Below are 19,388 nucleotides of genomic sequence, written 5' to 3' on the forward strand. Positions count from 1 at the left end.
CGGGCGGCGTTGGCGCCGATGGGGGCGACGCCGGGACGGGTGGGGTGGCCGATATTGGTACGTGTGCCGGTGACTACATAGCCCTTCACGCCGCCCGCGAGGGCGTTGCGCACGGCGCCGATGTCATCGGCGGCGGAGAGGGCGAGGCCGTTCGGCCAGCCGGCTGCTCGGGTCTCGGACAACAGGGTCAGCCCGGAACCGTCGGGCAGGTGGACGTCGGCTACGCAGATGTCGCGCGGATTGCCGACGCGGGGACGAGCCTCCGCGATGGACGACGCCTCGATGACGTCACGTACTCCGAGTGCCCACAGATGGCGGGTGACGGTGGAACGGACGCGCGGGTCGGCCACGACGACCATGGCCGTCGGCTTGTTCGGGCGGTAGGCGACCAGGCTTGCGGGCTGCTCTAGGAGAACGGACACCAGGCCTCCTGGGGGCGTGGACGGGACGGGCCGGCTCGGGGATGAAGCCGGGGCGAACCGTGCTTGAAGGGTCATTGACCTCTTCGGCAGCAGACCCGTGCTCCTTTAGGGGAAGATCACGATTTAGTGAGTAACAATTCGGGCAAATCGGACATGCGATCGATTGTACGAAAAGAACGCCGGTAACCGTGCATGAAATATGACGCACAGTTACCGGCGCGGGTAGAGTTCCGGCCAGAGAATGCCGAGCGGAAGGTCAGGAGACCTGCGGACCGCGCCGCTGCGGGAGTGTCACCACCGCCGCGTCGGCGGGGCCGGACGGCGGCAGGCCGGCGATCTGGCACAGCAGGTCGCCCCACGCCATGAGATGCGCCGCCGCGTCCGGCACCCCGCCGCGGCCCTCCCGGGGCGTCCACGACGCCCGGATCTCGATCTGGGTCGCCGGGCGCCGCGTGCCCAGCGCGCCGAAATAGTGCGACCCCGCCCGGGTCACCGTGCCGCCCGCCTCCCCGTACGACAGACCGCGCGCCTCCAGCGCACCGGTCAGCCAGGACCAGCACACCTCCGGCAGCAGCGGATCGGCGGCCATCTCCGGCTCCAGCTCGGCCCGCACCAGTGTCACCAGACGGAAGGTGCCCTGCCAGGAATCGTGCCCGGCAGGGTCGTGGAGCAGCACGAGGCGGCCGTCGGCGAGATCGTCCTCGCCGTCGACGACCGCCGCCTCCAGGGCGTACGCGTACGGAGCGAGACGCTTGGGCGGCCGCGTCGACTCCACCTCCAGCTCGGGACGGAGGCGCGCGGAGTGCAGCGCGTCCACCGCCGACCGGAACGCGGGCGGGACGGAACCACCCTCCTCGCTGTCCTTGCTGTCAGCGCCATCGGTTTGATCGGAGAACTGTCCCTGAGCCGGAGCCATGCGGGGAAGAGTAGGCGGAACCGGCGCTTCGCGCAGGGAGAGACACCCGGGGCGGGCTCGGCTGCTTACGACCTCGTCCGCGATCGGGCAGTGGGCGAGGCCGGCACGGCTTCGTGCGAAGATTCCAGTGTGAGTGCCAACGACCGCCCCACGGGCCAGCAGACGAAGACCTCCGCCACCCATGGGTCGGCGTTCCTGAAGGCGTGCCGGCGCGAGCCCGTTCCGCACACGCCGGTCTGGTTCATGCGCCAGGCGGGGCGCTCGCTGCCGGAGTACCTGAAGGTGCGCGAGGGCATCCCGATGCTCGACTCCTGCATGATTCCGGAGCTGGTCGCGGAGATCACGATGCAGCCCGTCCGCCGCCACAAGGTCGACGCCGCGATCTACTTCAGCGACATCGTCGTACCGCTCAAGGCCATCGGGATCGACCTCGACATCAAGCCCGGTGTCGGCCCGGTCATCGCCGACCCGATCCGCACCCGCGCCGACCTGGCCCGGCTGCGCGACCTCACGCCCGAGGACGTCGCCTACGTCACCGAGGCCATCGGCCTGCTCACCGCCGAGCTGGGCGCCACCCCGCTGATCGGTTTCGCCGGGGCGCCGTTCACCCTCGCCAGCTACCTCGTGGAGGGCGGCCCGTCCCGCAACCACGAGCACACCAAGGCCCTGATGTACGGCGACCCGCAGCTCTGGGCGGACCTCCTGGACCGGCTCGCCGAGATCACCGGCGCCTTCCTCAAGGTGCAGATCGAGGCGGGCGCCTCGGCCGTCCAGCTCTTCGACTCCTGGGTGGGCGCGCTGGCCCCCGCCGACTACCGGCGCTCGGTGCTGCCCGCCTCGGCGAAGGTCTTCGAGGCCGTCGCCCCGTACGGCGTCCCGCGCATCCACTTCGGCGTCGGCACCGGCGAACTCCTCGGCCTGATGGGCGAGGCGGGCGCGGACGTCGTCGGCGTCGACTGGCGCGTACCGCTGGACGAGGCCGCCCGCCGGGTCGGTCCCGGCAAGGCGCTCCAGGGCAACCTCGACCCCGCGGTGCTGTTCGCCCCGACCGCGACGGTGCAGGAGAAGACCCAGGAGGTCCTGGACGCGGCCGCCGGTCTCGAAGGCCACGTCTTCAACCTGGGCCACGGCGTGATGCCGTCGATGGACCCCGACGCGCTGACCCGCCTCGTCGAGTACGTGCACACCAGCACCGAGCGCTGAGCGGCCGGGGCCGGGCACCGCGCTCTCAGGCGGTGCCCGCCCGCCGCACCGCGGTCACCGCCTTGCGGGCCGCCACCAGGACCGGGTCCCAGACCGGCGAGAACGGCGGGGCGTAGCCCAGGTCCAGGGCGGTCATCTGCTCCACCGTCATCCCGGCTGTGAGCGCCACCGCCGCGATGTCCACCCGCTTGGCCGCCCCGTCCCGGCCCACGATCTGCACCCCGAGCAGCCGGCCCGTGCGGTACTCCGCGAGCATCTTCACCGTCATGGGCCGCGCCCCCGGGTAGTAGCCCGCCCGGCCCGTCGACTCGATCGTCGCCGTGACGTACCGCAGACCCACCGCGCGGGCGTCCTTCTCGCGCAGACCGGTGCGGGCGATCTCCAGATCGCACACCTTGCTCACCGCCGTGCCGACCACCCCGGGGAACGTCCCGTAGCCGCCGCCGACGTTGGACCCGATGATCTGGCCGTGCTTGTTGGCGTGGGTGCCCAGCGCGATGTGGCGGGTGCGGCCCGCCACCAGGTCCAGGACCTCCACGCAGTCACCGCCCGCCCAGATGTTGTCGTGCCCGACGACCCGCATCGACAGGTCGGTCAGCAGCCCGCCGTGCGGGCCCACCGGGAGGCCGACGGCGCGCGCCAGCGTCGTCTCCGGCTCGACGCCGATCCCGAGCACCACCACGTCCGCCGGATAGGAGGCGTCGCCGGTGGCGACCGCGCGGACCCGGCCGTCCGATCCGGTGCGGATCGCGGTCACCTCGGCCCGGTTGACCGTGGTGATGCCCAGGCCGTCCATCGCGTCGTGCACCAGCCGCCCCATGTCGGGGTCGAGCGTCGCCATCGGCTGCTCGCCGCGGTTGAGCACGGTCACCTCGAAGCCGTGCTTCAGCATGGCCTCCGCCATCTCCACGCCGATGTAGCCCGCCCCGACGACGACCGCCCGCCTGCTGCCCGGCGCCCGGTCCAGGGACTCCAGCAGCGCCTGCCCGTCGTCCAGGGTCTGCACGCCGTGCACCCCGGGCGCGTCCATGCCGGGCAGCGCCGGACGCACCGGGCGGGCCCCGGTCGCGATCACCAGCTTGTCGAAGCCCGTCCAGTACGCCTCGCCGGTGCCGAGGTCCAGCGCCCGCACCCGCTGCCCGGCGACATCGATCTCCGTGACCTCGGTGCGCATCCTGAGGTCGATGTCGCGGGCCCGGTGCTCCTCGGGCGTACGCGCGATGAGGTCGTCCCGCGCCGTGACGTCGCCACCGACCCAGTACGGGATGCCGCAGGCGGAGTACGAGGTGAAATGGCCCCGCTCGAAGGCGACGATGCCCAGCTCGTCGGGGCCCTTGAGCCTGCGGGCCTGGGACGCGGCGGACATGCCCGCCGCGTCACCACCGATGACCACCAGTCGCTCCGCCGTCATGCCCGGTCCCTTCGACACCTGGGGTCCGTCCCCAGTCCGAAGGGACCACGCTACGACGCCGGAGGAGCGGGCGAGGACCCGCCCGGCCCGGACGCCCGACGCGCACGGCGCCCGGCCAGCCTGCGGCGCGCCAGGCGCCACACCAGCAGGAGCACGGCCAGCGCCGCCAGGAACGGGGCCGCGGCGCCCACCGCCATCGCCAGCCACAGCAGCGCCGTCACGAACGCGTGCCAGCCGCCGCTCAGCGCGTCCAGGAAACCGGGCCCGTCATCGTCGTCCTTCGCCGCCGTCTCCGGCTCGGAGAGGTCGAGGGTGATCGTGGCGAGCGTGGTGCGGTCCTTCAGCGACGCCTGCTGGGCCAGCAGCGACTCCAGGGACGCCTGACGGCTGCTCAGCTCGCCCTCCAGCGTGACCACGTCGCTGAGCTTCTCCGCCTGGTCCATCAGCTTTCGTACCCGCGCCACACTCGCCCGCTGAGTGGCGATCCGGCTCTCCACGTCGACCACCTCATCGGTGACGTCCTTCGCCGACGAGGTGCGCGACAGCAGCTTCCCGGTGCCCGCGAGCCGCTTCAGCACCGCCTCGTACTCGCCCTGCGGAACGCGCAGCACGAGATGTGACACCTCATGCGTGTCGTCGACCCGCTCGGTCTCCTCACTGGCCACCAGACCGCCCGAACCCTCCGCGGCCGAACGGGCGACCGCGGCCGCCTTCGGTACGTTCCCCACCTCCACCGAGAGCGAGGCGGTACGGATGACATGGGTGCCGGCGGGCAGGGCGTCGCTCTTCCTCCCCTGCGACCCGTCCTGCGACTTCTGCCGCGACGGCGAACCGCCCGTCTCCTGCTCCGCCTCCCCGGCCGCCGCGTCGGCGGCGCCCCGCTCCGGTGCGCCGATCGCCCGCTTGTCGTCGCCGGAACTCGCGTCGCCGGCGCTGTCCGAGGCGCCGCAGCCGCTCAGCGCGAGCAGGCCGGCCACGAGGCCGGCCGCCAGGACCAGGCGCGGACGACGGACCGATGCACGGCCAGGATGCCGGTGTCTCTGCATGAATGCCCCCCAAGGCGGGTCGTCGATGGTGCCGGTTCGACGTGCCGGACCGGGGTGCGGGTTGCCGGATCCCGATTTCGAAGCAGTCACGTTCAGGACTCGGAAAGGGTTTTGAGAGAGTGGGGGCATGCAGAGTTCACTCAACCGCGCGGAACCGGGCACCGGACATGTCGTCGTCATCGGCGGTGGCATCGCCGGTCTTGCCGCCGCCCACCGGCTCCTGGGGACCGGCCTGCGGGTCACCCTGCTGGAGGCCACCGAGCGGCTCGGCGGCAAGCTCATGACCGGTGAGATCGCAGGCACCCAGGTCGACCTCGGTGCGGAGTCGATGCTCGCCCGCCGCCCGGAGGCGGTCGGCCTGGCACGCGACGTCGGGCTCGGCGACCGCCTCCAGCCGCCCGCCACGGCCACCGCCTCGGTCTGGACCCGCGACGCCCTGCGCCCCATGCCCAAGGGCCATGTGATGGGCGTCCCCGGCGACCCGGCCGCGCTGACCGGACTCCTCACCTCCGAGGGCCTCGCCCGCATCGCGCAGGAGCGCGACCTCACCCCGACCCCCGTCGGCGACGACGTCGCCGTCGGCGCGTACGTCGCCGACCGGCTGGGCCGCGAGGTCGTCGACCGGCTCGTGGAGCCGCTGCTCGGCGGCGTGTACGCGGGCGACGCCTACCGGATCTCGATGCGCGCCGCCGTACCGCAGCTCTTCGAGGTGGCGCGGGAGGGCGGCTCGCTGCTCGACGGCGTCCTGGGCATCCAGGAACGGGCCGCCGCCCGGCAGCAGACCGGACCGGTCTTCCAGGGCATCGACGGCGGCATCGGCACCCTGCCCGGAGCGGTCGCCGACGCCGTGCGCGCGGGCGGCGGGGAGATCCTCACCGCCACCCCCGTCCTCGGCCTGACCCGTACCGCCGAAGGCTGGGACGTCCGCACGGACACCCGGGTCATCAAGGCCGACGGCATCGTGCTCGCCGCCCCCGCCTGGTCCGCCTCCACGCTGCTCGCTGCCGAGTCCCCGGCGGCCTCCGCCGAGCTCGCCGGTGTCGAGTACGCGTCGATGGCGCTCGTCACGATGGCCTTCCGCCGCTCCGACGTCGCCGCCACGACCGCACTCGACGGCCGCTCCGGCTTCCTCGTGCCCCCGGTCGACGGCCGCACCATCAAGGCGTCCACCTTCTCCTCCCACAAGTGGAACTGGGTCGCCGACTCGGCCCCGGACCTCTTCGTGCTGCGCACCTCCGTCGGCCGCTACGGCGAGGAGGACCACATCCACCGCGAGGACGGCGAGCTCGTCGACGTGTCGCTGCGCGACCTCGCCGAGGCGACCGGACTGGCCGCGAAGCCCGTGGACACCGAGGTCACCCGGTGGATCGGCGGGCTGCCCCAGTACCCGGTGGGCCATCTCTCCCGGGTCGCCCGGATCCGCGACGAGGTCGCCAAGCTGCCCGCGCTGCGGGTCTGCGGAGCGGTCTACGACGGCGTCGGCATCCCGGCCTGCATCGCCGGCGCCCACCGCGCCGCGGACGAGATCGCGGCCGACCTCACCGGTGGTCCCGAGGAAGAGATCATCGCCACGTCGACCCTGGTTAAGGGCACACGGAGCGAGGCGGGACAATAGCCGTATGAGTGCGCCTGAGACTGTGAAATCAAGCAAGGGCCCCAACGCGGGTAAGAAGGCCAAGGACCTCAACGAGGTCATCCGCTACACGCTGTGGTCCGTCTTCAAGCTGCGCGACGTCCTGCCCGCGGACCGCGCCGGCTACGCCGACGAGGTCCAGGAGCTGTTCGACCAGCTCGCGGCCAAGGACATCACCGTCCGCGGCACCTACGATCTCTCCGGCCTGAGGGCCGACGCCGACGTCATGATCTGGTGGCACGCCGAGACGGCGGACGAGCTCCAGGAGGCGTACAACCTCTTCCGGCGCACCAAGCTGGGCCTGGCGCTGGAGCCGGTCTGGTCGAACATGGCGCTGCACCGCCCCGCCGAGTTCAACAAGTCGCACATCCCGGCCTTCCTGGCCGACGAGACGCCGCGCAACTACATCAGCGTCTACCCCTTCGTGCGCTCCTACGACTGGTACCTGCTGCCGGACGAGGACCGCCGTCGGATGCTCGCGGACCACGGCAAGATGGCGCGCGGCTACCCCGATGTCCGGGCCAACACCGTCGCCTCCTTCTCGCTCGGCGACTACGAGTGGATCCTCGCCTTCGAGGCCGACGAGCTCTACCGCATCGTCGACCTGATGCGTCACCTGCGGGCCTCCGAGGCGCGGATGCACGTCCGCGAGGAGGTCCCGTTCTACACGGGGCGCAGGAAGTCGGTTGCAGACCTGGTGGCCGGGCTCGCGTAGCGAGCGGGCTCCGACCACCCCAACCCGGAAGATCAGAGGGCGGGCACCGGTGCGCACAGCGCCGCCCGTCGTTCCAGCGACACCGGGTTCGGCTCCGGGTGCGGCGCGCGTCCAGCGCGCCGCACCGGCGTCCTTTCCGCTCCACACGCACCACCGCACACCGCCCCGTGACCGACCGGCCGGGTCACCCCGGCCGACCGCCCGGACCGCCGCCGAGCGCGGCCCGCAGCGCCGGATCGTCCACGGCGCGCACACCCCGTACCGCGATCGCCGCCAGGACGTCACCGTCCGCCCCGGCAACCGGCACCTCGTTCTCGGCGAGCAGCCGCTGACCGGCGGGCGACGCCCACGAACTGTACGGATGGACCTCCATCCGGGCTATGGCCAGACAGCCGACGGTCAGCGCGAGCGGCAGCCCGAACCGGACGAGCAGCGACACGACCGGCCCGCCGGGGCCGTGCTCCTGACCGGGCATCAGCAGCGTGACCGCCCCCATCGCGACCACCAGCGCGGCCGCGCCCCGCACCGCGCGCACCGCGGCGGCGACATCGGTCCCGGCGCCGCCGGGCAGGGCCAGACCCGAGGCGACCAGCCGGTCGGCCAGGGCGCGTACGGCGTCGGCGGTGGCCGCGGCCGTCCGTATCGGCGGTATCGGGGACTGGCCCTGCGGCCCTATCGCACGGATCACCGTACGCTCCATCTCGTCCCGGCCCACCGGGTCGACGACCGTCGCCCAGCCGGTGTGCGCGAGCAGCAGCCGACGGCGCAGATGCATGGTGACCAGCGCCAGATCGACCACCCGATGGGGACCGCCGGCCAGGAACGCGGTCTCGTACAGGGTCAGTTCATGACCGGCGCCGCCGCCGCGCACGTCATCGGCCGACGCGCCGGACAGCAGCCCGGTGCGGGCCGAGACCAGGCAGAGCCGGACGCACGTGATGACTGCCGCACCCCATGCGACCAGCAGGAACAGAACCCAGAGCATGGCGGATTTCTATGCGAGGCGGCCTCGGAAAGCCATGGCCTGTTCATCATGCGGACGATCCGACGGTGCCGGGCAGCCCCAGGGGCTGCCCGGCGGATCAGGGCCGGGCAGGCCCTAACCGCCGGAGCTGGACCCGCCGCCGCAACTGGAGCCGCCGCTGGAGCAACTGGAGCCGCTGCCGCCGCAGCTGGAACCACCGCCGCCACCGCAGCCCGAGCCGCTCGATCCACAGCTCGACCCGGAACTGCACCCGCCACCGCCGCCCGCGCCGCCGCCCCCGTCACCGGAGCTCCCGCAACTGCCGTGACCGGGACTCGTACCGGCGCACCACACCACCGGTGCGAGGAGCAGGGCGGAGCCGCTCGTGGACGTCGCCGCCACGTGGGTACGCCGCCCCGCCGTCCGGCCGTGCGGCTGCATCCGGGCCGCCGCGATCAGCTGCCCCTGGAACACGGGGTCGGGGATCGCCCGCAGCCCGTGCGCGGCCACCACGTGGGCCGGGTCGGGGTTGTACGCCTGGGCGGTGCGGAACGCCTCGGCGGCCCGGCGCCCCGACCTGGTGACGCGTCCCTGGGCGACGCCGGCGCAGATGAAGCCGGTGAGCATGCCGGCGATCAGGAACGGGAGGACCTTGAAGACAAAGGGAACAGCGGAGAACTCCGAGGACAGGGGAGCCAGGACGGTCGCCACGATGGAGAGCGGGACGGCCAGTACGCAGACCATCCCCTGGGCCAGGCCCCAGCGGCGCCACGCCCGGTTCGCGGCGGGCGCGGCCAGCAGACCGCGGGCCGCGAGCCCGTCGCCGACCTCCTGCACCGCGGGGTGCCGCATCACCGCCTCGCGCAGGGTGTGCAGCGCCCCGCTGGGAGCCGAGGCGTGTTCCTGGAGCACCGCACGCTCCACCGGGTCATGGGCCTCGGCCCGCTGGACGGCGACGATTCCGGGGCCGCCGACGGCGAGCCGGCCATCCGCCTGCATCGCGGTGAGCGCGGCGTCCGCGACCCTGCCCGGACCGCCGTTGAGGAAGGCGGCTTCGTAGACGTCGTGGACGGCGCCGCCGGTGCCGCCACGGGCTCGCGAGAGTCCCACGATCAGGACCACGGAGGAGACCACGACGCCGAGGTCCACGAGCAGTGCGACGGTGTTCATGCCGGTCACCTTCCGATCAGGGCCGCGCGGGCCGCTCGTACGAGCCGGGTGGTGCGGCGCGGCGGGCGCGCGCCGGCCCGGTCCTGCCACCAGTGGGTCAGCCGGCGCCGGGCCGCGTCGTCCACGGGCCCGCCCGAGATCAGCAGGTCCTCGGCGAAGTCCATCGCGTCGCGCCGGTAACCGGCGGACATGGGGCGGGTCGCGGCGTACGAGAGAAAGGCGTCCCGGTAGCCGGTGCCCAGGATCTCCGGCAGTTCAGGTGCCACCTTGGCGACGACTCCGGCCCGCTTGGCGGCCAGGGCACGGCTCTGGACCCCGAGGCGGCGCCGGTCGAAGCCCTGCGGCGCGGGGCCACCGGCGACGAGCGCGCAGAGCAGTCCGGTCTGGGCGGCCGCGAGCCGGTCGCGCGTGGCGTCGGGGGGCGTGGACGCACCGGGCCGCGCGGACGGGCGGACGCGTGGGGCGGGCCGCTTCGTGTCCCCCGCCGCCCGGTCCAAGGTGGCGCGGATCGTGTCCAGTTCGCCCGCCAGCTCCCCGGCCGGCGGGAAGTCGTCGTCCCGCTCCAGCAGGACACCGGGCGGGTCGACCCGGGAACGGAGCTCGGCCAGGACGTCGAGGACGGGCCCGGTGACCGGGTGGGCGTGGGTGTCGTGCCAGACACCGTCCTTCTCGACACCGCCCGCCACATGCACGTACGCGATGGCCTCCACCGGCAGCTCGTCGAGCGCGGTGGCCGGGTCCTCGCCCCGGTTGACGTGGTTGGTGTGCAGATTGGCGACGTCGATCAGCAGCCGGACGCCGGTCCGCTCGACCAGCTCCGCCAGGAACTGCCCCTCGGTCAGCTCCTCGCCGGGCCAGGAGACCAGCGCCGCGATGTTCTCCAGAGCCAGCGGCACCGGCAGCGACTCCTGCGCGACGCGCACGTTCTCGCACAGCACGTCCAGCGCGTCCCGGGTCCGCGGCACGGGCAGCAGATGACCCGCCTCCAGCCCCGGGGACGAGGTGCGCGGCCCCCCGGCCCGTACGAACGCGATGTGCTCGGTCACCAGGGGCGCGGCGAGCAGCTCGGCGCGGGCGGCGAGACCGGCGAGCCGGCCCGGATCGGGGCGGTCGGCTCCGCCGAGGCCCAGCGAGACGCCGTGCGGGACGACCGTGACCCCGCGCTCCCTGAGCCGTACCAGCGAATCGGGGAGATGGCCGGTGCAGATGTTCTCCGCGACCGCCTCCACCCAGTCGATCCCCGGCAGCGCCTCGACGGCCTCCGCGATCTCCGGCCGCCAGCCGATACCGATTCCCAGCTTCATGCCCGCGCCCCCTGCTTCGTTCCGCCGCTTCGTACAGGGCTCATGGCCCCGCACGGCAGCGGTGAATCCGAACAGAGTGACGTTCAGAGCTTTATCTGAGGTTCCGGACACCGCTTCGAACGGGCGCGGGCGCCGCACCGGAGAGAGATCCCGGTGCGGCGCCCGCTCTTGCCGGCCGCCGACTACTTCAGACGGTAGGCCCGGTCGAGGGTTTCGACGGTGCGGCTGCCCGCGTCGTCCCAGAGTTCGGCCTTGACGGCCACGTATCCGTTCGTCGCGGAGAGCTTCGGGTGCCGGTAGGAGACCCGGAAGGAGTCCGCGTCCTTGCGCGTGACGGTCGCCCGCTTCCAGGTCGTGCCGCCGTCGTAGCTGACCGAGACCTTCGCCCCGGCCACCTTCGTCGAGCCCTTCCAGCCGTTGGCCCGGTAGCCGTCCACCGTGAAGGAGTAGGCGGCGCCGGCCCGCACCCGGTCGAGCAGGTCGGCGGACATGCGGTAGTGGGTGGTGATGACCGGCAGGGGCTCGCACGTGGAAGCGGCCATGTCGGCGTAGTCCTTGCAGACGTCCTCCTGGAACCCGCTCGGGGTGTCCGCCGTGAACGCGTACTGGGTACGAGCGCTCCCCGAGTCGCCGGTCCCGGCCAGGTCGCCGAAGGCGAAGTCGACGTCCATCCGGTAATCGGCCCTGCCCTTGACGACCCACTGGGCGCTGTCGTCGACGCGGCGGCCGTCACGGTAGAACGCCATGGCGGGAGGGATGGGCCAGTCCATGTAGTGCTCGGGATCGGAGTCGGCGCCGCCACCAGGCACCGGCAGCGCGCCGATGTCGGTGCTGCAGAAGTTGCACGAGAGCCAGCTGCCCAACGGAGCCGCGTGGAGAGCGGGCCCGAACCAGTCCTCGACGACGGAGCTTCCGGCACGCGGGGTCTCGATCCTCCCGTGCATCTCCGAGCCGAAGTTGGTGAGGGCGACGTGCTGCTGGTACGTCAGGCCCCCCTTCGCGTAGACGAAGTCCTCACGCTGCTGTCCCCGGTAGACGGTCTCCGGCGTCCACACCGCCACGGCCTTCTTCCCCTCGGGGCCCCACACGTCCTGCACGTAGTCGGTCGGCTGCTCCTTCCCGTACCCGTGGAAGACGTTGGTGACCGAGGCGAAGTCCTTGCGCCGGACCGTGGTCCTCAGGTCGGCGGGGATGCTGTCGAAGGTCCACTGCCCGGAGTAGGCGTAGGCCGACTCCTTGCGGCCGTGCAGGGCGACGGTGACGGCCTTCTTCTTGCCGGCCGCCGCGATACGGGCGGCCAGCTCCCTTCCTTCCTGCTGAGTGATCCCGGCGAACGGGATACTCAGCCCGTCGCCGACGACGGTGTACACGCTGCGGTCGGTGACCCGGGCGACGAGCACCGCGGCGGCGCCCGCCTCCTCCAGCTCGCCCGCCAGCGGTCCGACGTGGCCCGGATAGTCGTTGTGCACGAGCACGGCCTTGCCCCGGACGTCCTTGCCGGCCAGTTCCTCGGCGCTGCCCTCGCCGATGTCGACGAGCGGGAGCTTCTTGGTCCCGGCGAAGCGCGCGAGGTTGGTGGGAGCCCGCAGCGTCAGGTCGAAGCCCTTGCGGCCGGTCACCTCGCCGGTGAGCAGCGGCTGGCGTTCGCGCTGGTAGAAGGTCGAGGACAGGGTGCCCGTCCGGGGCTTGGCCGCGGGAATCGCACCGAAGTGCCCGGTGGTGACGGAGGCGTCGCCGCTGAGCGAGACACCCGAGTGGCGTCCGTTCGGATCGGTGCGCCGCAACTGGTAGGTGAGGACGGATCCCTGGAGGGGGCGCGGTTCTCCGGAGACGTCCAGCCCGAAGTCGGTTGCCCGGGTGCCGTCGACGGTCGTCGTGACCGGTGTGTCGTCCACCGTCAGCTCCGGGAGGCTGAACAGGTCGGAGGCGTCGGCGTACCCGCCGCGGTAGCCGAGGTCCCCGGTGGTGATCGCACCGAAGACCGCGTACTTCCCCTGGGCAACGCGCGTCCTGAGGGTGGCGAGGTGCTGTACCGGGAACACCTCGAAGTAGTCGTTGTCGAGCCCCATGACGACGACGAGACCGTTGTCGGGGGTGCCGCCCTTCCGGTCCTTGAGGTTGATGGTCATGCCGTAGCGCGGGGGTTCCTTGGCGAAGCCGAGGGCGGCGTGCGCCGTCGCTCCGTTCGTGGCGGTCGCGGTGACCTCACCCGTGTACGAGCCGGCATCGAGGAGATTCGGGTCGAGGACGAAGGGGACGTCCACGCTGCCGCCGGCGGGCACGGTCACCTCGTCCTGATCGAGCGTCAAGGTACCTTCGGCGGGCGTGCCCTGTAGGAAGTGGGCGGCGAGCTTCACGGTCTCCGCCGCGTCGGTGGGATTGGTCACGGTGAGCGTACGGGTGCGCTTGTCGTACGTGGTGTTCGCGCCCTCGTACCAGGTCATCCCGAAGTCCACCGGGCCGGAGACGTCGAGCCGGGAGTCGAGGGAGGCGGCGACGTTCACCCGCCCGCTGCCCTGCTCGAAGACGGTGGCGTCGGAGGACCGGTCGGTGTGCGACGTCAGTGAGGCCTTCAGCCGCTCGCCCGGCCAGTCCGGGTGTCGCTGCGCCAGGATGGCGGCGGCCCCGGCGACGTGCGGGGTGGCCATCGACGTGCCGTTCGCCGATGTGTAGTCGGCGTCGACGACGGTGCCCATGGCGGTACCGGCCGCTCGGGCGGCGACGATTCCGACACCGGGCGCCGTGACATCGGGCTTGATCCCGTGGTCGTAGGTGCGCGGGCCGCGGCTGGAGAAGTCCGCCATCCTGTCGGACTTGTCGACGGCACCGACCGTCAGGGCCGCGTCGGCGGCGCCGGGGCTCCCCAGGGTGGACTCGCCCGGTCCGTCGTTGCCGGCGGCGATCACGAACAGGGAATCGCTCGACGCACTCAGCCGGTTGACCGCCTCGGTGTTCGGGTCGTCCTCGGCGTCACCGGCGGACCCCAGGCTCATGCTGATGACGTCGGCGCCCTGGTCGACCGCCCATTCCATGCCGGCCATCACGCCGGAGTCCGGCCCCGAGCCGTTGTCGCCGAGCACCTTGCCGATGATCAGGTCCGCCCCCGGGGCGACCCCCTTGTACCGGCCACCCGAGGCGGCGCCGCTGCCCGCGATGGTGGAGGCCACATGGGTGCCGTGGCCGTGGCCGTCCTGCACGGTGGAGGCACCGGCGACGAAGCTCTTCGTCGTGACGACCCGGTCCTCGACGTCGGGATGACCGAGGTCGACTCCGGTGTCGAGGACGGCGACCTTGACGCCGGTGCCGTCGTACCCCGCCGCCCATGCCTCGGGGGCGTGGATCTGGGCGACGCTCTGGTCGAGCGTCACCTTGGTCGGCGCGTCGTACCAGATCTTGGAGACCCCGGACGCGGCCGCGGTGGCGTTCCGCTTCTTCCCGGCGGTCCGGTCGGGCAGGGCGGCCTTCCAGAAGGAGGCCGCTCCGTGCTTCTTGACATGGACGGCGGCCATGCCCATCCGGCGCAGCAGTACGCCGGGCTTGCCGGAGGGTAGCCGACGCGCGCGCTCGCCCAGTTCGGCGCGGGAGGGCTTGTCGTCGTACGAGACGATCACCGGCAGCGTGCTGTCCTTGGCGTCCCCGTGCCCGTCCTTGAGCAGCTGGGTGACATTGAACAGCCGCCGGTCGAGGGTGTGTGCGGCGAGCGGGGCCAGCACATCGGACGGGTACACGTACAGATCGCCGTCGGGATCGGTGACGGTCTGGAACGTCGCCGCGTTGCCGGGAGCGGGGGTGACGGTCACGGACGTGCGACCGCCCGCGCTCTTCGTCACGGACACGGTGTCCCCGGTGATGAGGGTGATCAGGGAGGGTTTCGCCTTCTGTGCGGCCTTCGGTGGAAGGCCGCCCACGGGGCTGGTGGCGAGAGGCGCTCCAGCGGCCGATCCGGGGCTGAGCCCGGGTATCAGCGCGCTGGTGGCGAGCACCGCCGTGACGGCGATCAGCCGTCTTCCGAGTATGCCGCTTGAGGGTGTCGGCACGTACTTCTCCTTGGATGAAAAGGATGGAACGAGCGAGCGGAACGCACACCGACGCACGGGCAGGGGGAAGCGAGGTCGAGGGGGAAGGGGGGAAGAACGGGCCCGAGCGAACGGCGCACCCGGAGGCTATAGCCCGTCAGAGCGATGATTGAAGATCAAACCATGGCGCATATGCGACAGTTGCGAAGGCCCGGGCTGCTGAGGAGCAGTGGGAACACCCCGTACGCCGGGGCGCCCGGACCGCACACCGCGGAGGGCCCGGCGCCCCGGTCGCGTCCCGCCGGCGCTACCCCCGCACCGATCCCGGGGACGGTACGCCGCACGACACGTCCACCCAGCCGCGGCGGGCCGCGTACCAGCCGAGTTGCATCCGGGTCGCCACCCCGGCCCGGTCCATCAGACCGCGGGCACGGCGCAGGATGGTGCGACGGCCGACGCCCAGGTGCCGGGCGATGGCGTCGTCGGTCAGTCCGCCGAGCAGCAGGGTCAGCAACCGCTTGTCCGCGACGCTCAGTTCGTCCCGTGCGGCACGGGGCGCGGGGTTGCCGTGGTCGAAGGGCGCGCTGTCGGCCCAGACCCGCTCGAACAGCTCGACGAGGCCGTCGAGCAGTGGGCTCGAATCCACGATCACCAGGTCGCCGGGATCGTCCGCACGCTCGTTCCCGCTCATGGCACAGGTGAAGGCGTACTCCCGGTCGATGATCATCATCTTCATCGGCAGCCGGGCCGTCACCCGGGCCTCCTCCCCGGACGCCAGGCACTGGTCGATGCGCGTCATCGCCCCCGGGTACTCGATCGCCTGCTGGCCGTAGATGGTGCGGTACGAGACCCCGTCCGACAACTGCGCCAGCTGCACGGCGTTGTCCACGGACCAGTAAGGGGGCGTGTCGAAGTACAGCACTTCGCGCCGCGCGCGCCGCTGGATCCGTGTCGCGTGCACCGGCGCGGTCGGACGCGACATCCCCGGGACAGGACCACCCCTGGTACTGATGCCGGAGGTCCGGGGGACTCCCACGACCCGGTGCGGCGACAGGCCCGGACTCTCGGGCATCACGACCCCTCTCATCAGGAATCACTTCGTACGGAGTGGCCCCGTCGAGGGGCCGCGACTCCCGTGATCCTGAGAGGGTATTCGTTCCTTGACAAGACTATGCGTTGCCCGGAAGGGGATTGATGACACGTTTGTTCCGTGGGGCGACGGGGCAGGTGCCCGCCGTTCTGCGGGACACACCGGCCGCGGCTGCTCAGCCGCGTCGCAGCGCCGGATGGTCGGCGACCACCGTGCACGACCCGGGCGCGATCTCGGTGAACCCGGCGTCCTGCACCACCGGAAGCCCGCTCGCCGTGAGTTCCGGCCAGCGCCCCGCCTCAGCGGTGGCGACCGAGAGCGGGAAGCCCGCCTCGCGCCACGCCTTGCGTTCCGTTTCCGACAGCTCCCACCAGGCGAGCTGCGCACCGTGCCCGGCCTGCGCCATGGCCTTGCCCGCCGACATGTCCAGCTCCGGGTTCAACCACAGCACGGGGCCCCGGGGATCGGGCGCGGCCGGCGGCTCCGGGTCGTCCAGATCCGTCCCCGACACCTGGAGCTTCGCCAGCTCCTTGGGCCAGCCGTCCAGCGGCACCGGCGGGAAGACCCGCACCTCGGCGCTCTCGCCCGTGACCGTGACGCCCGGCAGCGCGGATGCCTTGCGCCACTCCGCGCCGCGCGCCCGCCGCACCACCTTGCGGATCCGGGCGTCCTGCCAGTCCCGCATCGCACGCGCCCACTCGCCCTCGCCCACCGAGCGCTCGTCGGAGAGCATCACGAGCACCGCGCGGGCCGCGGTCCGCAACGCGTCGGTACGGGCCGGGGGAGCGGTCTTCTCGATGTGCACGACCAACGGCAGCACGTACTGCGGAGCCTCGTCGCGGCTCGTCGGCTCGGACCTGAACGGGCTGTCCGCCGCGGGCGAATGGGGAGTGGACGGGGACGCGGGAATGTCATTGCTGCTCACCCGGTCCAGTCTGCCAGCCGCCCGATCCGGACTTCTTGGCGGAATGGACCGCTCCGGGTGAGGATGCACCGCATGAAGAGCGATCTCTTTTCCAGCGAGAACCTGGCACAGCAGGCCACGGCCCCCGGGATGACCCTGCAGAACGCCAAATCCATCAAGTACGCCGTCAACGGCGAGATGCACGCCCGGCAGGGAGCGATGATCGCCTTCCGCGGCGATCTGCAGTTCGAGCGCAAGGGCCAGGGCATAGGCGGCATGCTGAAGCGCGCCGTCACCGGCGAGGGGCTGCCGCTGATGGCGGTCCGCGGCCAGGGCGAGGCGTGGTTCGCGCACGAGGCCGCCAACTGTTTCATCGTGGAGATGGAGCACGGCGACGTCCTCACCATCAACGGCCGCAACGTGCTCTGCTTCGACCCCACGATCTCCTACGAGATCAAGACCGTGAAGGGCGCCGGGATGACCGGCGGCGGGCTCTTCAACAGCGTCTTCACCGGCTACGGCAAGCTCGGACTGATGTGCGAGGGGCACCCCATCGTGATCCCCGTCACGCCGCAGCAGCCGGTGTGCGTCGACACGGACGCGGTGGTCGGCTGGAGCGCCAACCTGACCACGTCGCTGCACCGTTCGCAGAGCGTCGGCTCGATGATCCGCGGCGGATCCGGCGAGGCCGTCCAACTGCGGCTGGACGGCGAAGGGTTCGTGATCGTACGGCCCAGCGAGGCCAAGCCCGAGAAGACCGCCAACTGAGGCTGAACGGGGTCGGCCGCCGGTACGGACCCGGCGGCCCCTGGGTGCTGCGTGGGGTCGACCTCGACCTGCCCCCGCACACCCTGGTCCGGATCGAGGGGGCCAACGGCACCGGCAAGTCGACCCTGCTGCGGCTGCTCGCCGGGATCGACGCCCCGACGGAGGGCCGGATCACCGGCCGTGGAGCGCGTACGGCATACGTCCCCGAGCGCTTCCCGGCCGCGCTGCCGTTCACCGCGTCCGGGTATCTCGTCCACCTCGGCCGCATCCACGGCCTGCGGACCTCCGAAGCGGCCGACCGCGCCCGGTCCTGGCTCGCCCGCTTCGGCGCCGCCGCCCATGCCCGTACACCGCTGCCGGAACTCTCCAAGGGCACCAGCCAGAAGGTCGCCGTCGCCCAGGCGTTCCTCGCCGAGCCCGAGCTGCTGATCCTGGACGAGGCATGGACCGGGCTCGACACGGCGGCCCGCGACGAGCTGGACCGGGCCGTGGCCGAACGGGTCGCGGCCGGCGCCACCGTCGTCTTCGTCGACCACGACCCGCGCAGGCTCGCCGGGGCGGTCGCCGCCGTGTTCCGGATCGAGGGCGACGGCCTCCTCGCCGCCCCCGGGGCGCGGGCCGCGGAGACCGGCCCGCGGGCACGGATCGAGGCGGCTGGCCCGCGGGTACGGATCGAGGCGACCGGCCCGCCCGGCGCCGTGCTCCCCGCCGCACTGCCGGGCGCCCCGGAGCACGCGCCCGCAGCCGGCGGGGGCGTACGGCTCACCGTCCCGGCCGCGCACTCCGACGCCCTGCTGCGCGCCCTGCTCACCGCGCACCCGCCCTGGCACATCCGTCAGGTGGCCGCCGTGCCCACCGGCCCGGAGCGCCCCGGCCCGCACGGGGCCGCCACGGACCCATGCGATCACCCGACTCCCGAGGCACCATGACCGCGCTCCTGCGCTACCAGACCGCCCTGCTGGTCCGCTCCCAGCGCTGGCTCGCCCCGGTGCTGCTGTACGCGGCCTTCGTCTCCGTCGGCGTGCAGTGGGGGCAGCCGGTCCTCGACTCGCTCGGCTACACCGCCGCCGGGCTCCTGCCCGTCACCGCCTGGCTCGTACAGCTCTGCGTCAACCAGGAACCGCCCGCTGCCCGGACCGTCACCGCCGCGGTGGTGGGATCGCCGAGGGCGCATCTGGCGGCGCTGCTCGCCGCGCTCGGCTGCGCCGGGCTGCTGGGCGTGGCCGCCACCCTGACCGTGCTGCTGATCAGCAAGCCGGCCGGGGCCGACAACTCCGTCCGGGTGCCGCCGCCGGCCGCCGGGGCCGCCGGACTGCTGGCCGTCGCCTGCTGCGTGCTGCTGGGCGCGGTGGTCGGCGCGCTCTGCACCCGGCCGCTGCTGCACCGGCGCGGCTGGTCCGTCGCCGCCACCGTGCTCGGCGCGCTGCTGGCCCTGGTGACCGCCGGTTCGCCCGCGAACACCGCCGTGACGGGCCTGGTCACCGGTTCGCGGACCGGCACGGTGCACTTCCCCGTCCTGCCGCTCGTCGCGGCCGCCGCCCTCGCCGCCGCGGCGGCCGCACTCGTCTGCAGGCTGGCTTCCCTGCGCGCCGAGTAGGCTCGTGCGCATGGGCGAGCACAGCACGGAAGAGGCGTACTGCGGTGCACCCGCCGCGAACCCCGCGCCCATCGGGACGGAGACCGCCGCCGGGCCTCCGTACGCCGAGTGCGTGCTCTGCCGGAAGCCGACCGAGTACCCGGAGTCGGCCAGGGGCATCACCCTCTGCCCGGTCTGCGAATGGCAGGAGGCCCAGCGCACGGCGTGCTCCGGCTGAGCGAGTGACCGG

The 19,388-nt window shown here is 72.6% G+C and carries 17 protein-coding genes; 7 read left to right on the plus strand and 10 right to left on the minus strand.

From position 1 onward, the window contains the following. Both ACFYY1_RS16470 and ACFYY1_RS16475 read right to left on the minus strand, forming a co-directional pair. Positions 1-422 (minus strand): response regulator (locus ACFYY1_RS16470; RefSeq protein ID WP_388585536.1); only part of this gene is annotated, 422 nt, incomplete at its 3' end. A 256-nt stretch (positions 423-678) separates the two neighbouring features. Beyond that, complete coding sequence (locus ACFYY1_RS16475; protein WP_388585539.1) at positions 679-1,338, minus strand: DUF3000 domain-containing protein; 660 nt, start codon at positions 1,336-1,338, stop codon at positions 679-681. 129 nt (positions 1,339-1,467) lie between these two features. Here ACFYY1_RS16475 and hemE point away from each other — a divergent pair, with 129 nt between their 5' ends. Beyond that, positions 1,468-2,541, plus strand: coding sequence for a uroporphyrinogen decarboxylase (gene hemE / locus ACFYY1_RS16480; protein ID WP_388585541.1), 1,074 nt, complete (start codon positions 1,468-1,470; stop codon positions 2,539-2,541). 25 nt (positions 2,542-2,566) lie between these two features. Here the strand turns inward: hemE and ACFYY1_RS16485 are convergent, their stop codons facing one another. Beyond that, complete coding sequence (locus tag ACFYY1_RS16485) at positions 2,567-3,952, minus strand: FAD-dependent oxidoreductase (RefSeq protein ID WP_388585543.1); 1,386 nt, start codon at positions 3,950-3,952, stop codon at positions 2,567-2,569. A gap of 50 nt (positions 3,953-4,002) precedes the next feature. Next, positions 4,003-4,998 (minus strand): DUF4349 domain-containing protein, encoded by a 996-nt coding sequence (locus ACFYY1_RS16490; RefSeq protein ID WP_388585545.1) that lies wholly within the window; start codon positions 4,996-4,998, stop codon positions 4,003-4,005. 127 nt (positions 4,999-5,125) lie between these two features. Between ACFYY1_RS16490 and hemG the strand changes: the two genes are divergently transcribed. After that, positions 5,126-6,613, plus strand: a complete 1,488-nt coding sequence (gene hemG / locus ACFYY1_RS16495) for a protoporphyrinogen oxidase (RefSeq protein WP_388585548.1) — start codon at positions 5,126-5,128, stop codon at positions 6,611-6,613. A 4-nt stretch (positions 6,614-6,617) separates the two neighbouring features. Beyond that, on the plus strand, positions 6,618-7,346 hold the full coding sequence (gene hemQ, locus ACFYY1_RS16500) for a hydrogen peroxide-dependent heme synthase (RefSeq protein ID WP_360922655.1): 729 nt from the start codon (positions 6,618-6,620) through the stop codon (positions 7,344-7,346). 184 nt (positions 7,347-7,530) lie between these two features. On the opposite strand, the gene ACFYY1_RS16505 is transcribed toward hemQ, so the two are convergent. The 6 genes from ACFYY1_RS16505 to ACFYY1_RS16530 form a co-directional block, all read right to left on the minus strand. Further along, on the minus strand, positions 7,531-8,331 hold the full coding sequence (locus ACFYY1_RS16505) for a TIGR04222 domain-containing membrane protein (protein ID WP_388585550.1): 801 nt from the start codon (positions 8,329-8,331) through the stop codon (positions 7,531-7,533). A gap of 114 nt (positions 8,332-8,445) precedes the next feature. Further along, positions 8,446-9,480, minus strand: a complete 1,035-nt coding sequence (locus ACFYY1_RS16510) for a TIGR04222 domain-containing membrane protein (RefSeq protein WP_388585552.1) — start codon at positions 9,478-9,480, stop codon at positions 8,446-8,448. A 5-nt stretch (positions 9,481-9,485) separates the two neighbouring features. Further along, positions 9,486-10,784, minus strand: coding sequence for a DUF692 domain-containing protein (locus ACFYY1_RS16515; RefSeq protein ID WP_388585554.1), 1,299 nt, complete (start codon positions 10,782-10,784; stop codon positions 9,486-9,488). 182 nt (positions 10,785-10,966) lie between these two features. Further along, positions 10,967-14,821: a S8 family serine peptidase gene (locus ACFYY1_RS16520; protein WP_388585556.1), complete on the minus strand. Its 3,855-nt coding sequence runs from the start codon at positions 14,819-14,821 to the stop codon at positions 10,967-10,969. A gap of 286 nt (positions 14,822-15,107) precedes the next feature. Further along, positions 15,108-15,782, minus strand: a complete 675-nt coding sequence (locus ACFYY1_RS16525; protein WP_388585557.1) for a hypothetical protein — start codon at positions 15,780-15,782, stop codon at positions 15,108-15,110. 283 nt (positions 15,783-16,065) lie between these two features. Then, positions 16,066-16,815 (minus strand): peptidyl-tRNA hydrolase, encoded by a 750-nt coding sequence (locus ACFYY1_RS16530; protein WP_388585560.1) that lies wholly within the window; start codon positions 16,813-16,815, stop codon positions 16,066-16,068. A gap of 72 nt (positions 16,816-16,887) precedes the next feature. Here ACFYY1_RS16530 and ACFYY1_RS16535 point away from each other — a divergent pair, with 72 nt between their 5' ends. The 4 genes from ACFYY1_RS16535 to ACFYY1_RS16550 are packed head-to-tail and all read left to right on the plus strand — an operon-like array spanning position 16,888 to position 19,376. Further along, the gene (locus ACFYY1_RS16535; protein ID WP_351256646.1) at positions 16,888-17,562 is read left to right on the plus strand and encodes an AIM24 family protein; all 675 of its coding nucleotides are present in this window, start codon (positions 16,888-16,890) and stop codon (positions 17,560-17,562) included. Positions 17,563-17,606: 44 nt separating this feature from the next. Continuing rightward, a complete protein-coding gene (locus ACFYY1_RS16540) occupies positions 17,607-18,491 on the plus strand; it encodes an ATP-binding cassette domain-containing protein (protein ID WP_388585562.1) in 885 nt (294 codons plus the stop codon). Next, positions 18,488-19,159 carry an ABC transporter gene (locus ACFYY1_RS16545; RefSeq protein WP_388585564.1) on the plus strand — a complete coding sequence of 224 codons (672 nt, stop codon included), beginning with the start codon at positions 18,488-18,490 and terminating at the stop codon, positions 19,157-19,159. The genes ACFYY1_RS16540 and ACFYY1_RS16545 overlap by 4 nt, the downstream gene beginning before the upstream one ends. A 10-nt stretch (positions 19,160-19,169) precedes the next feature. Beyond that, on the plus strand, positions 19,170-19,376 hold the full coding sequence (locus ACFYY1_RS16550; RefSeq protein ID WP_388585566.1) for a hypothetical protein: 207 nt from the start codon (positions 19,170-19,172) through the stop codon (positions 19,374-19,376). Positions 19,377-19,388 lie beyond the last annotated feature (12 nt).

This window comes from Streptomyces sp. NPDC001890 (genome assembly GCF_042891445.1).
Lineage (GTDB): Bacteria > Actinomycetota > Actinomycetes > Streptomycetales > Streptomycetaceae > Streptomyces.

Excerpts from the sequence above, each read along its gene's own strand:
- ACFYY1_RS16485 (WP_388585543.1), bottom strand. The coding sequence starts at position 3,952 with ATGACGGCGGAGCGACTGGTGGTCATCGGTGGTGACGCGGCGGGCATG.
- hemQ (WP_360922655.1), top strand. The coding sequence starts at position 6,618 with ATGAGTGCGCCTGAGACTGTGAAATCAAGCAAGGGCCCCAACGCGGGT.
- ACFYY1_RS16545 (WP_388585564.1), top strand. The coding sequence starts at position 18,488 with ATGACCGCGCTCCTGCGCTACCAGACCGCCCTGCTGGTCCGCTCCCAG.
- ACFYY1_RS16505 (WP_388585550.1), bottom strand. The coding sequence starts at position 8,331 with ATGCTCTGGGTTCTGTTCCTGCTGGTCGCATGGGGTGCGGCAGTCATC.
- ACFYY1_RS16515 (WP_388585554.1), bottom strand. The coding sequence starts at position 10,784 with ATGAAGCTGGGAATCGGTATCGGCTGGCGGCCGGAGATCGCGGAGGCC.
- hemG (WP_388585548.1), top strand. The coding sequence starts at position 5,126 with ATGCAGAGTTCACTCAACCGCGCGGAACCGGGCACCGGACATGTCGTC.
- ACFYY1_RS16510 (WP_388585552.1), bottom strand. The coding sequence starts at position 9,480 with ATGAACACCGTCGCACTGCTCGTGGACCTCGGCGTCGTGGTCTCCTCC.
- ACFYY1_RS16475 (WP_388585539.1), bottom strand. The coding sequence starts at position 1,338 with ATGGCTCCGGCTCAGGGACAGTTCTCCGATCAAACCGATGGCGCTGAC.
- ACFYY1_RS16535 (WP_351256646.1), top strand. The coding sequence starts at position 16,888 with ATGAAGAGCGATCTCTTTTCCAGCGAGAACCTGGCACAGCAGGCCACG.
- ACFYY1_RS16490 (WP_388585545.1), bottom strand. The coding sequence starts at position 4,998 with ATGCAGAGACACCGGCATCCTGGCCGTGCATCGGTCCGTCGTCCGCGC.
- ACFYY1_RS16550 (WP_388585566.1), top strand. The coding sequence starts at position 19,170 with ATGGGCGAGCACAGCACGGAAGAGGCGTACTGCGGTGCACCCGCCGCG.
- ACFYY1_RS16525 (WP_388585557.1), bottom strand. The coding sequence starts at position 15,782 with ATGTCGCGTCCGACCGCGCCGGTGCACGCGACACGGATCCAGCGGCGC.